Origin of the sequence: Marinobacter bohaiensis (genome assembly GCF_003258515.1) — a bacterium.
Taxonomy (GTDB): domain Bacteria; phylum Pseudomonadota; class Gammaproteobacteria; order Pseudomonadales; family Oleiphilaceae; genus Marinobacter_A; species Marinobacter_A bohaiensis.
This window is the reverse complement of sequence record NZ_QGEH01000001.1, coordinates 1,461,158-1,473,560: the sequence shown is the minus strand read 5'-3', so window position 1 is coordinate 1,473,560 and position 12,403 is coordinate 1,461,158. Positions and strand designations below refer to the sequence as shown.

The following is a 12,403-nucleotide window of genomic DNA, read 5'->3' as shown; positions in this document are numbered from 1 at the left end:
CAACCCCATGAATGACGCTTTCTTTCGCAGCCACGCCGAACTTGGTCGGGGCTGGCATAAGCCTTGCTCCTCCCCAGGCAGACGACACCTTGATCCGGTCACAGCAACACCGCATGTCAGGGATGCGCAAAACAGTGCTGAAAAATGGGTGACTAGGGTTCCGGTCCGGGCGACAGCTCCGGACGACTGGTCCGAGAGTCACCGACCTCTGCGAGGTTACACGGCGGGACAAAAGCCCGGGAGATCGAATCGCTGCGATTCCAACGCCGTGTTGCTTAACAGAGGAGACCTTGAATGCGCCTGATCAACCGTTATCCCGGACGCGCCCCGGCGCTGCTGCTGGGTCTGATCCCCTTCCTCCTGGTCGTCCTGATCTACGGCATGGCCTCCCAGGCCAGACTGGCCGAGAACCCCAACGACAAGCTCCTGCCGGGCCTGGAACAGATGACCGGGGCGGTCAATCGCATGGCGTTCCAGGAAGACCGCCGCAGCGGCGACTACCTGATGTGGCAGGACACCACCGCCAGCCTGTCCCGGCTGGCCATCGGCGTGGGCGTCGCGGCGTCACTGGCGCTGGTGGTGGGCCTGCTGAACGGCATCCTGCCCATGGCCCGGGCGGGCCTGGCGCCATTGGTGTCCGCCCTGTCGATGATCCCGCCGCTGGCGATCCTGCCCATCCTGTTCATCGTGTTCGGGCTGGGCGAACTGTCGAAGGTGATGCTGATCGTGATCGGCACCGCTCCCATCATGATGCGGGATGTGGCCCAGCGGGTGCGCGAGCTGCCCGTGGAGCAGCTGATCAAGATCCAGACCCTGGGCGCCAATTCCTGGCAGGTGGTCACCCGCATGGCGCTGCCCCAGGTCCTGCCGCGCCTGATCGACGCGGTGCGCCTGAGCCTGGGACCGGCCTGGCTGTTCCTGATCGCCGCCGAGGCCATCGCCTCCACCGAGGGGCTGGGCTATCGCATCTTCCTGGTGCGCCGCTACCTCGCCATGGACGTGATTCTGCCCTACGTCATCTGGATCACGATTCTCGCCATTGTCATCGACCAGTGCCTGCGGTTCGCCAATCGCCGGCTGTTCCCCTGGTACAACGCCGGAGGCCACTGATGAGCCAAACCACCGACAACGCCTTCATCACCGTCAACAAGCTCTGGAAGGAATACGGCCACCAGGTCGTGCTGGAGAACCTGACCCTGTCCATCGGCGAAGGCGAGTTCTGCACCCTGGTCGGCGCCTCCGGCTGCGGCAAGTCCACCTTCCTCAAGATGCTGCTGGGTCAGGAACATCCGACCCGGGGCGAGCTGAGCCTGAACGGCCAACCGTTCCCGGCGGAGCCGGACCGTAACCGGGGCATCGTGTTCCAGCGCTACTCAGTGTTCCCGCACCTGACCGTGCGCCAGAACGTGCTGATGGGGCTGGAGCTGGAGCAGCGCCCGTTCCTCGGCAAACTGTTCGGCGCCGCCAGGCGGCAGGCCCTGCACGAGGTCGATGCCATGCTCGACGCTGTCGGGCTCAGCCACGCCGCCGACAAGTGGCCCCACGAGCTGTCCGGCGGCATGCAGCAGCGGCTCGCCATCGCCCAGTCGTTCATCATGAAGCCCCGCATCCTGCTGCTGGACGAACCCTTCGGCGCCCTGGACCCGGGCATCCGCGGCGACATGCACGCGCTGATCCTCAAGCTCTGGCGCGAGACCGGCACCACCATTTTCATGGTGACCCACGATCTCTACGAGGGTTTCCACCTGGGCACCCGCCTGCTGGTGTTCGACAAGATCCGCAACGATCCCCAGCAGCCGGAAGCCTACGGCGCCACCATCACCTACGACCTGCCTATCGGCCAGAACGACCGGCAGGTCTATGAATCCATCGAATCGTCCGTGTCGGAAACGGCCCGGGCCCTGTCCGCATGAGGCCATTGTGAAGACCAGCATCCCTCTCGACATCCCTGCGCTGCTGCAGGCCTACCGCAGCGGTGACCTGACGCCGGCCGCGGTCGTCTCCCACCTGTTGGAGCGAGCGTCCCAGTTCAGCGCCCACAACGCCTGGATCCACCTGGCCGGCGAGGACGAACTGATGCCCTACCTGACGCGTCTGCAGCGGAGCAGCCCGGATGAGCTGCCCCTGTACGGCATCCCCTTCGCCGTCAAAGACAACATCGATGTGGCGGGCATGGACACGACGGCCGGCTGCGAAGCCTTCCGCTACCGGCCCGAGCGACACGCCGCCGTGGTGGAGGCGCTGGTCGCCGCCGGTGCGATTCCCCTGGGCAAGACCAACCTCGACCAGTTCGCCACGGGGCTGGTGGGCACCCGCTCCCCGGAACCCTGGGGTGCGTGCCGCAACAGCATCGATCCGGAATACGTCTCCGGCGGCTCGTCCTCCGGCTCCGCGGTGGCCACGGCCCTGGGGCTGGTGAGTTTCGCCCTGGGCACGGACACCGCCGGTTCCGGCCGCGTGCCCGCCGCCTTCAACAACCTGATCGGCCTCAAGCCCACGCTGGGCCGGCTCAGCGTGCGGGGCGTGGTGCCGGCCTGCCAGAGCCTGGATTGCGTGTCCATCTTTGCCCGCTCGGCGGAGCAGGCACAGGCGGTCCTCACCGTGGCGTCCGCACCCGACGCCGAGGATCCCTGGCAGCGTCCGGCACCCATTGGCCGGCAACCCATCCCGGCCCGTTTCCGCTTCGGCGTCCCGCAGGACGAGCAACTGGATTTCGATGGCAACGAAGGCGCCCGCCAGCTCTTCAACAACGCCATCCGCGACCTGGAAGCCTTGGGCGGCGAAGCCGTGACGCTGGATTTCGAGCCCTTCCTGGACACGGCCAAACTGCTCTACGAGGGCCCCTGGGTGGCGGAACGCTACCTGGCCACCAGCCCGCTGATTCAGGAGCGGCCGGACGCCCTGTTGGACGTCACTCGCGGCATCATCAGCCAGGGCGCCAACGGCAGCGCCGCCGAAGCCTTCAGCGCCCGTTACAGGTTGCAGGCCCTGAAGCACGTGGCGGACCGGGCCTGGGACGAGGTGGACGTCATGCTGACACCGACGGCGCCCACCATCTACACCATCGCTGAACTGGACGAGGAACCGGTCGCCCGTAACAGCCGCCTGGGCACCTACACCAACTTCATGAACCTGCTGGATTACAGCGCCGTGGCCGTGCCGTCGGGTTTCCTGGAGAGCGGGCTGCCGCTGGGCTGCACCCTGTTCGCTCCGGCCTTCCAGGACGAGGCCCTGCTGGCCCTGGCCAGCCGCCTGCATCCCAGGGGCACCCACACCGTCGGCGCCCTGGGCGACACCCTGCACAGCCCAGCCATTGACGCCTCCGCCGGCACCATCGACGTGCTGGTCTGCGGCGCCCACCTGTCCGGCCTGCCGCTGAACCACCAGCTCACCGAGCGCCACGCCGTACTGCAGGAGACCACCGAAACCGCAGCCGCCTATCGCATGTACCTGCTGGCCGGCGGGCCGCCCCTGCGACCGGGCATGATCCGAGACGAGAACGATGGCACCCGATTGCCGGTGGAGATCTGGCGCGTTCCGGCCGACCGCTTCGGCAGCTTCGTCGCCGGGATTCCGGCACCGCTGGGGATTGGCAAAGTGGAGCTGGCCGACGGCCGCTGGGTGTCGGGCTTTATCTGCGAACCGATCGGTCTTGAGGGCGCAGAGGACATCACGCACCTGGGCGGCTGGCGCGGGTTTCTGGCGTCTCGATGAGGCGTCTTGAGGAAGCGTCGACGGGCCAGTGACGACATCGAGGTCTCTGGCCCATGCCTCGCCCCTCTAGTGGCGAACCCGAGATGAGCGCGCCACCAGCATCTCCGTCGCCCCTCGCTGGAACTGGTAGGCCACAGGCTGGCGAGAGACCTGCCAACCCTCTTCGGTCAGAGCCTGCATCACCGGTTCAAGGTGCGGCGACAACCGTCCGTCGAGCCCAAGCAGCGGGTAAACCCGCACTTCCCTAGCCACCCGACCCAGCTCCCGGATCCCCGCCAGATGGGCGTCGAGATCAACGTGCTCGCTGTAGAGAAACAGGAAATGGGAGCACAGCGCCAGATCAAAGGCGCTGTCGCCGAACGGCAGATGCGGCAACGCGGCCTCCACATAGCGCCCGTCTGGCCGGCCTTGCGGATAATCGTCGAGAAACGACGCCATGGACCGCATGCGCACTTCGCCGAGCCGCTCCACGTCGCCCATATCCTCCCAGAGGTAGCTGGCCTGGTTCTCTCGCATCTGTTGCATGATGTGGGGATAAACCTCGTCGATGCGCGAGCGGATGTCGTCGGCGCTGAATCGGTAGACCGGGTCGACGGACACTACCCGGCCGCCTCGCTGGCTCACCTCAGCATTGAAGCTCGCCGGGCCATCGCCGCAGCCGAGAATGTCAGCGTCGAGATCCGTTTCCGTCAGGCCAAACATGGCCCGGTACTCAGACAGCGAGCGTCCCCAGGGGACGATCTGGGACAGTTTCATAAACGGTTATCTTCCATGATCGTGAATCAAAACACGTCGCCGGATCCGGCGCCGCTCAATCCGTCGCGTCGGGCGCGCCGTCAAAGTCGCTCAGCAAGCGCTGGAAATCCTCCCAGGTGCGATCCTCATAGAAATTGATCTCGATGGGATAGCGCGGGTGGTCCGCGAGGGCGTCATTGAGCGCGGCCAGGAACTGGTCGCGGTCGTGGATGTAGTAGACCAGCTCCTTTAGATCGTTGCCCGTGCGACTGTAGACGTGGCGCAGCACGCCGTCGCGCTCGATGGACGCTTCCACGGCATCCTCCAGGCGGATCATCCGCTCGTTCACCGGCTCCGGCGGCATGCCGTTGCGCTCCGAGCCGTCGTAGCGCCAGGCGATCACTGTCAGCCAGGGCAACGCGTCGCGTACGGTGGGCGACGGCATCTCCTCGACGAACTTGTAGATGACCGGCCGGCCATCCTCCATGACGCGACCGATCACGCCCCTGTCCTGCGGATTGGCGGATGCATCCATGCCTGATAAGACTCCTGTAAGAATGACGATCAACGCGAGGCACCGCGGCCCCGCTTCGAATCGATGGCCTATGTTCCAATGCGGCGGCATCAGTGCCCCGCACGCGCCTTGCGAATCATCGCCGCCAGCTCCGGCTCCACCGGCATGCGGCGGAAGGGGCTGACGTTGGCGCCGCCCGTATTGCCTTCCGGCACCAGCCCCAGGGCGGTCTTGGTGGCGGCGCCGACCGTACGGATGACCTGACCCACCGCTTCGCCCGGCGCGTGTTGGCGCAGCGCCCACAGAAACATCAGCCCGTGGACTTTGACGTGCCAGTACGTTGAGGCCTGGCCCACCACATGCGCCCGCTCCAGATGGCGGAACGCCTGCGCCGGATCACCGGCGTTTCCGGCCTCGCGCGCCTTGTCCAACTCGGCCCGAACAAAAGGCGCCACCGCCCGGGTGAAGGTCCGCTTCATCGCACTGCTCTCCTGGCTTCAATACCTCAAGATACAGTCGTCAGGTCTTCGGCGTCAGCTCGTCGTCCATCGCCGTCGCCGCCTGCAGCGCCGGACGGTCCATCAGGCGGGCGGCGTAGCTCTCAAACTCCGGGCGCTTGGGCAACGAGCCGAACTGCATCCCCCACATCACGTGGGCTCCAACGTAGACATCCGCCGCCGTGAACTCGTCGCCTGCCACATAGCGCGACCTGGATACCGCCGACGCCAGCACGTCCACGGTGCGCTCGTAGCTGCCGTAGCCCACCATGCGTTGCTGCTCGTCGCTGACGGTCGCGCCCAGGGTGCGGTCGGTAATCGCCGCCTCCAGCGGGCCGGCAGCGAAGAACAGCCAGCGGTAATAGGCCGCGCGCTGGTCGGTCGGCGGCGCCAGACGCGCTCCCGGAAAGACATCGGCCAGATAGGCGCAGATCGCCGCGCACTCGGTCACCACCTGCCCGCGGTGCACCAGGGCCGGCACCTTGCCCATGGGGTTGATCGCCAGGTAGTCGTCGGATCTCAGGGCATCGCCGTATTCCAGTAGCTCCTGGCGATAGGAGGCACCCACTTCCTCCAGCATCCAGCGCACGATGCGACCGCGGGACATGGGGTTGGTGTAGAACACGAGATCGCAGTCGGGGGAATCGGTGATCGGCATGGTGACGCTCCTTGTTGGTATCTGGCGTGATCCAGACAGGTTAGGCGAGATTCGCCGGCAACGTCGTCATGGCCGTTAGAATTTATTGGAATGTGGGTTGTCGAAGATCGACCTCGGCGGCGGGTGCCTCAGCCCCCTCTTCGTGGACGGCCAAACAGCTCGCGTAGTTCGTCCTTCGCCGCCTCGAGAATGTCGCGCTGATCCTGAGGCATGGTCTTCCCCGCCCGATTCAAATAGAAGGTCAGCATCGACATGGCGGAGCGATAGGGATCGGATTTGCGCTGCTGGCTGCTCTCGGCGGATTGTTTGAGCGAACGGGCAATCGCTTTGGGATCTTTCAGGGTGAAGACGCCCTGCTCCAGATCGAGGGCGTGGCTGGATTCGGTGACGCTTTGGGACCAGTTTTTATTGGACCTGTGTTTATCCGTTTGCTGCGATCCGGACATCCATCGCCCCTCTTTCAGTCGGAAAGTCAGTCCTTGCTCCCGGGCCAGCCCCTTTCAAGCCTAGTCAGCGGAAGGCAGGTTCCCGCCCAACATGTTCTCAACCACCGCCGCGTTGTAGAAGGTTTCCATCGTCTGGATCTTGTCGCCCTTCACGCGGAACCAGACGGCCAGCCGCACGTCCCCGATCGGCTCGAAATGCGTCTGGTAATCCAGGATCGCGAACACATGCTCGCCATCGGCGCTGAGCTGACGGACGATCAGGTCTTTCTGGATGGCCGCCATGCCGAACTGGTAGGCCAGCATGTCGTCCGGGCTCAGGAAGCGCGTGTTCGGTCCCACGTACTCAAAGCCCTCAGTCGCCAACCAGGATTTCGCCTCATCAAAACGCTGGTCATGAATATCGGCGATGAACTGCGACACGATGTCTTTGGGCTGCATGGGTGGATTCCTCTTCCTGTATGGGGCACTTGGCGGCCAGTTCCGCTTAGGCAATGGTGTTAGCTTACCGTTTTCGCCCAACACGCCCAAACGTGAGTTGGCTATCAAGGTTATTTGGAGGGCTTGCCGGCCTGATTGGCGTTACGGTGCCGGCGAATGGGCCTGGTTACGCTTATGTTTCCTCAGGAATCAGGGCCAACAGGTCCGTCACACCGATATCGACGCCCGCCTGCGACAACAGCGTCGAAACCTGCCCCCGATGATGGGTCTGATGATTGAAGAAATGCAGCAACAGGCTCGCAAACCGCTTGTTGCCGGGGATCCCTTTGGTGTTTCTGTAGCTGAGGATCGCCCCGAGATCGTCTTCCGACAGCTCATCGACCCAGTGGATGATTTGCCGATCCAGCCAGTTGCGCTGTTCGGACAGGCTGCCCAGATCCTCAAACCAGGCTCGTGGGATCCGGAAGGTCCGCCACGGCCTGCAGCGTATGCTGGCAGGCGGGATGGGTGGCAAACCGTTTGAGCCAGATCATATCCGCGACAAGGATGTGGTTCAGCGTGCCCAGAATGGAGCCAAAGAACGCGCCCCGGTCTTTCACCAAATCCGCCGCAGGAAGCCTTTCGGCCGCCTCGTAGATCTTGGCGTTCATCCACTGGTTGTAGGTGGCCAGCAGTTCGAAGTGTTCTTTTTGGCTCATTGGGGAAACCTCTCATTCGTAAGGCCACGCCAAACGTCATGCGGCTTTGGCGCATTCGGTTAGAGCCGAGCCCCCATGCGGTCTGGGGCTATGGGTGCCGTGAAGCTTTTACTGGCTGCACCAAATGCCCCATATCATGCCTTCGGAAGTCCTTTGCCGGGAAGTCCAAGGTGAGCCTGCCCCCCTGGTTATACGGCATTTCTCGCCTGTTCCAGCACGCGCGTGAGCCGATCGAGATTCTGCTCATTTGCTGGCCCCGCCCTTTCTTTAACGGCCTGCGCAGTTTGAGCATCTTCGAACTCCTGATTCCAGGTTACGTGCGTTCCACGCCCCTCAGCAGTGAGTTCAACTGTGAGCCGGAAATTGGGCGGGCAGTCATGATGAATGACTATTTTCGAGTTGGGTTCCAGTGTTTCGAACTTGCTCTCGTTCGGGTGCTCGGTTCCGTCTGGGGCATGCATGATGAATTTCCAGCGTCCCCCTTCCTTGAACTCATGAATCTCGAAGGTATTTGAAAAGCCCTCAGGTCCCCACCATGCGGCCAGCAATTCAGGCGACTCAAATGCCCCGTAAATTTCTTCTGGGGAGAAAGGCAGGGTCCTGGAGGTACGTAGCGTTCTGTTTTCAGTCATGCATGGAACTCCAAGTTGAATGAGATTTGTGCCTCATAACGAGGCTGTAGAAAAACCCTCGCCCCTTTTTACGATGGTGCTCCTACGTAAAATCTGGATGTACTTTCGATGTTGAGTGTTCCAGATTTTAAGAATAGGCGCTATTTTTAGCTCGTTTACTGATCAATCCAAGACCAGAAAACTCTTCTGACCTTTTTCTACAGCCTCAACGCCCGCATAAGTGGCGCAATAAAGAGCTTGGCTATACTAAGCGAAGAATGAGCGCAGCCAAGCTTTTTTTTGCGTCCACCCTTAATTCGATTGTTAGGTGTTTCTATTTACTACACTTTCTTCTAACAAACTTAAATTTGGCAACCCATCACTAAAATATGCGACTGTTTCGCCATTTTTGGTTTTAATCTGAGTAGCTGTAGCAAACGCATAATTTTTAATTACCAAATCTTCCCACTTAAATTCAACTACCTTACCTTGGTGGTATAAATCAATACCATGATCATGTAAAAGTAAACTGGAGTTCAGGAACTTAAAGCAACGAAAACCAATAAAACACTGATATAAAACAGCAAGACCCAGCAAAGGAAACAGCATGTTTTGGGCATCCGTTAGCCCTGTTTCTAATACTGGCCTTAGCGTTAACCAAATAGCAACGATAACTAAAATCGGTAAGCCCACTATTCCCAGCACTTTTATCCATAAAGGATAATAAACTCGAATTTCTTCACAACCCATGAGAAACACCTAACGCCGTTGTTCAGCGGCCGCTGAAAGCGGTCCGGTGGAGGGCCTACAGCCCGGAACGGGCTGCAACACATTGTTAAAAGTCGCCATCAGTACCACCAGTTGAATCGCTACCTACTGAGTGACCTGAAGTATTCTCGTGATCTTGGGACGGCGCAAAAACTGCCGCCAAGAAGATATAACTCAACAAGGGAATCCCTGGCCTCTTCTTTCGACGCGCAAAATCATCACCAAGCGCAGCCACAGTGATAGCTGGGCCGATTAGTGGCACAAGCCAAGCAAAGAGATAAATCGCTCGCTTTTGACTGGCCTCTAGGGAGTCAGATCTTGAGACGTGGTACGTGACAAAGGCTGCTGAATATATGATCAACAGCAGAAGTGTACCTATTAGAGCGATGCCGAAATTACTCATAGTCATCCTGACTTTTAACGCTTGCAGCATGTGCGCCCTTGGAATGGAGCCGAAGGCGCAATGTAAAGGGCGTCGCCGTGCCTGCATTGGTTAAATACAGGAGCCGCGGCCCCACTACTGTTCGAATTTTTGCTCAAGCTCCTGCGCCGCAGAATGGGCTTCTTCACAGAATTTCAGGAGGTCTAATGTACACAGCCATTTTTTCCGGAAATGCCAGCCCGACAGTTTAATTACTGAGCTTTGAACTTCGTTGCTGAACCGCTGCCCATCATTTCCAGTAGATTCGTAGCGATCATACTCGAACAAGAAATAACCAGCATGGATGATCTTGTTGGTACACTCTCGCAAAGTCTCCGGGCCACTCCCCTCTATAAATCGAATTGCCGTCGACTTTCGCTCTGCCTGCTCTACTTTATTCGGATTGGCAAACGCTGCACACCGATCGAAAAGCGACCTAAGATTAACGGCCAATTCAATACTCTTTGTATTAATCATAGCCTCGTAATGGTCATCGAAATCGCTGTACAAAGATGAACTGCGTCTAGCTGGTTCTATAGTCGCCGCCACGTGGAAGTTCGCGTGGATTATGGCTGTGAGCTCCACGCATAGTTGTTGAATGCCCTTGGCTGTATATCCGAATCCCATAAGTATTTAACGCCCGGCTCATGCGCCGGTTTGGAGCCGCCAAGCGGCGGAAAACCGGTCGCCGTGCAGCCGATTGTTATAAATTCATTGGCTCATTACTTCTGATGCATCCGAAGAGACATCCTTGTCTTCAAAATACTGACAGATCATTATTCGATTGTCGTAAGTTAGATCTAGCCAGTGCCGCTTCCATATGACGAAGGAGTCCCACGACTTGCCCATGATTTTTCTTTTGGACATATTGTCAAACGAGGCCTCGACTGCTTTGAGGTATGCCTCTTCAAGAGGGGTACCCTTAATGTCCATTATTGCCCCAATATGAACAAGCCAACCAGCCAAATGCTTGTACTGCTGCCAAGCGCCAGTGACCCTAGTAAAACCACGTTTTCTTTCAAATATATCCTTGAGAAACTTAACTACCTTGGAATGGGATACAATAATTCCGTTTGACGACAGTGTTGCTATAATTTCATAGAAAGAGTCTCGCTTTTTCAAATACGAATCAGTGAACCTTTTTTTACCCTCTAAAACAGGCATCAAAAGATCTCGAGACCTCGATACTCTCTCTTTAATTTGCTCGTGTTTTGCATCTATTTTCCTAAGAAACCCCTCCACATCTGTACTTTCGATCACCCGGAGCCCATAGCTTCTGTCGTAGTAGTCCTTGATGTTCTTGTCCACAGGATTTCTCGAAAGAAAAAATAGGTTCTGTCTATTTATATCATGAATTCTATTGGATCTAATGTTATTAAGTATGGCTTTGAAATTAACATCACCAAGTGAGTACCCGATTATAACCGTCGTGCTTTCTTCAATTAATGTTTGAACTTTCTTTGCGAAGTAGTCAGGATAATTAATGAAGCGAAAATAATCATCCGCAGTCACAATCATTTTCTTTGGATACTTTACAGACCCATGCACATGATAAACTTGATAATCTTTTGCCTGCCTGTTTATCGGGTAACCTATTGAATATGATGTACATTTATCATCCCCAATAAGTTCTTCCTCTATCAAAAGATCATAATTTGTAGTGATAAACGTTACAGCTGGGAGACCCTCTAGTACCTCTTTGGTTTCTTCGCCTGATTCCCCAAGCTCCAGGTTTCCAATAACCTTTGATATTTCTGTATGAAGACAGTGGCCTTGGCTATCCATCTTTACTTTAATGATGCTAGCGCATTCTTCCAAAGACATGATTGGGTTGTTATTCGGAAATAATTGCTCTGCCAGTTCTTCACCACCGTCAATTTTCTCACAGCAGGTTTTTAACAGGCTCAACCAACTAGGAGCAGCCCCATCCGTTAAGTGCATGGAAAAGCCAGTTCCCACGAAGAAGCTCAACGATTGGGACTCTAGTGCGTAAGCCAATTCATAATATGGATCCAACATTCCCCCTATTTATAACAGTACTTAGACCGCGTTCCGTAATATTGAATAATCAAGCGTTCGGTATAATGTCACGAATTCGCGGCCTTTATCTTTTCTCTTTCTCCAACCTGAACAACAGCTTAGCCACTCAGCAGCGTCCCTGCCATGCATTATCGCGACTTCTTCATTTCGTGCATCCAATATCCCGCTCACTGACGCCGCAGTGATTCCATCCACTCCAGCACTCCGTCACTCGCCGTCTTGCGAATCACTTTGGCCCGGGACACGCTGGCCTCGCCCGGATCGATGACGGTGATGGGCACGTCGATGTCGACGCAGTTGACCAGGCCGGCGGCCGGGTAGACCTGGAGTGAGGTGCCGACGATGAGGAGCTGGTCGGCGGTGCTGACGACTTCGGCGGCGGTTTCGATCATGGGGACGGCTTCGCCGAACCAGACCACGTGGGGGCGGAGCTGGCCGCCATTTTCGGCGGTGTCGCCGAGCTGGATGTCGTCGTAGCCGATGTCGTAGACGGTGTGCTCGTCGTGGACGCTGCGGGCCTGGGTGAGCTGGCCGTGGAGGTGGACGACGTGGCTGGAGCCGGCGCGTTCGTGCAGGTCGTCGATGTTCTGGGTGACGATGGTGACGCGGTAGTCCCTTTCCAGTTCCGCCAGGGCGCGGTGGGCCGGGTTGGGCTGGGCGTCTTTCAGTTGGCGGCGGCGGTCGTTGTAGAAGCGCAGCACCAGTTCCGGGTTGCGCTGGAAGGCTTCGGGGGTGGCGACGTCGTAGACGTTGTGTTTTTCCCAGAGGCCGTCGTTGTCGCGGAAGGTGGACAGGCCGCTCTCGGCGCTCATGCCGGCGCCGGACAGGACGACGATGTGGTCGGTCATCTTGAGTCTCTCCAG

At 58.5% G+C, this 12,403-nt stretch carries 15 protein-coding genes, 1 pseudogene and 1 riboswitch; of the genes and pseudogenes, 3 read left to right on the top strand and 13 right to left on the bottom strand.

Annotated elements, in window-relative coordinates; genetic code table 11:
• Window positions 1-141: 141 nt before the first annotated feature.
• A riboswitch (guanidine-I (ykkC/yxkD leader) is annotated at window positions 142-245 on the top strand.
• 49 nt (window positions 246-294) lie between these two features.
• From DKK67_RS06575 to atzF, 3 genes are read left to right on the top strand one after another with little or no spacing between them, the layout of a single operon-like run.
• Window positions 295-1,110: an ABC transporter permease gene (locus DKK67_RS06575; protein WP_111495556.1), complete on the top strand. Its 816-nt coding sequence runs from the start codon at window positions 295-297 to the stop codon at window positions 1,108-1,110.
• Entirely contained in the window at window positions 1,110-1,913 is an 804-nt protein-coding gene (locus DKK67_RS06570; protein ID WP_111495554.1) for an ABC transporter ATP-binding protein, read from the top strand. Before DKK67_RS06575 ends, DKK67_RS06570 begins: the two co-directional genes overlap by 1 nt.
• 7 nt (window positions 1,914-1,920) lie before the next feature.
• Window positions 1,921-3,714, top strand: coding sequence for an allophanate hydrolase (gene atzF / locus DKK67_RS06565; protein WP_111495552.1), 1,794 nt, complete (start codon window positions 1,921-1,923; stop codon window positions 3,712-3,714).
• A 66-nt stretch (window positions 3,715-3,780) separates the two neighbouring features.
• Here atzF and DKK67_RS06560 read toward each other — a convergent pair whose 3' ends face one another.
• The 13 genes and pseudogenes from DKK67_RS06560 to DKK67_RS06510 all read right to left on the bottom strand — a co-directional run bounded on the left by DKK67_RS06560 (window position 3,781) and on the right by DKK67_RS06510 (window position 12,388).
• Window positions 3,781-4,470 (bottom strand): class I SAM-dependent methyltransferase, encoded by a 690-nt coding sequence (locus DKK67_RS06560; RefSeq protein WP_111495550.1) that lies wholly within the window; start codon window positions 4,468-4,470, stop codon window positions 3,781-3,783.
• 55 nt (window positions 4,471-4,525) lie between these two features.
• Window positions 4,526-4,984 (bottom strand): DUF695 domain-containing protein, encoded by a 459-nt coding sequence (locus DKK67_RS06555; protein ID WP_228160525.1) that lies wholly within the window; start codon window positions 4,982-4,984, stop codon window positions 4,526-4,528.
• A gap of 89 nt (window positions 4,985-5,073) precedes the next feature.
• Window positions 5,074-5,442, bottom strand: a complete 369-nt coding sequence (locus DKK67_RS06550; RefSeq protein WP_111495548.1) for a DUF3703 domain-containing protein — start codon at window positions 5,440-5,442, stop codon at window positions 5,074-5,076.
• Window positions 5,443-5,482: 40 nt separating this feature from the next.
• A complete protein-coding gene (locus DKK67_RS06545; RefSeq protein ID WP_111495546.1) occupies window positions 5,483-6,118 on the bottom strand; it encodes a glutathione S-transferase family protein in 636 nt (211 codons plus the stop codon).
• 128 nt (window positions 6,119-6,246) lie between these two features.
• Window positions 6,247-6,564, bottom strand: coding sequence for a DUF3175 domain-containing protein (locus DKK67_RS06540; protein ID WP_111495544.1), 318 nt, complete (start codon window positions 6,562-6,564; stop codon window positions 6,247-6,249).
• A gap of 60 nt (window positions 6,565-6,624) precedes the next feature.
• On the bottom strand, window positions 6,625-7,002 hold the full coding sequence (locus DKK67_RS06535; RefSeq protein WP_111495542.1) for a nuclear transport factor 2-like protein: 378 nt from the start codon (window positions 7,000-7,002) through the stop codon (window positions 6,625-6,627).
• Between the two features lie 172 nt (window positions 7,003-7,174).
• Window positions 7,175-7,700 (bottom strand): annotated as a pseudogene (locus DKK67_RS06530) (DinB family protein).
• A 188-nt stretch (window positions 7,701-7,888) separates the two neighbouring features.
• The gene (locus tag DKK67_RS06525) at window positions 7,889-8,332 is read right to left on the bottom strand and encodes an SRPBCC domain-containing protein (protein ID WP_111495540.1); all 444 of its coding nucleotides are present in this window, start codon (window positions 8,330-8,332) and stop codon (window positions 7,889-7,891) included.
• Between the two features lie 303 nt (window positions 8,333-8,635).
• The gene (locus DKK67_RS21555; protein ID WP_162628770.1) at window positions 8,636-9,061 is read right to left on the bottom strand and encodes a hypothetical protein; all 426 of its coding nucleotides are present in this window, start codon (window positions 9,059-9,061) and stop codon (window positions 8,636-8,638) included.
• Window positions 9,062-9,146: 85 nt separating this feature from the next.
• Entirely contained in the window at window positions 9,147-9,482 is a 336-nt protein-coding gene (locus DKK67_RS21550; protein WP_162628769.1) for a hypothetical protein, read from the bottom strand.
• Between the two features lie 114 nt (window positions 9,483-9,596).
• Complete coding sequence (locus tag DKK67_RS06520; RefSeq protein ID WP_162628768.1) at window positions 9,597-9,977, bottom strand: hypothetical protein; 381 nt, start codon at window positions 9,975-9,977, stop codon at window positions 9,597-9,599.
• Window positions 9,978-10,211: 234 nt separating this feature from the next.
• The gene (locus DKK67_RS06515; protein ID WP_111496792.1) at window positions 10,212-11,441 is read right to left on the bottom strand and encodes an SIR2 family NAD-dependent protein deacylase; all 1,230 of its coding nucleotides are present in this window, start codon (window positions 11,439-11,441) and stop codon (window positions 10,212-10,214) included.
• A 266-nt stretch (window positions 11,442-11,707) separates the two neighbouring features.
• Complete coding sequence (locus DKK67_RS06510) at window positions 11,708-12,388, bottom strand: SIR2 family NAD-dependent protein deacylase (protein WP_111495536.1); 681 nt, start codon at window positions 12,386-12,388, stop codon at window positions 11,708-11,710.
• Window positions 12,389-12,403 lie beyond the last annotated feature (15 nt).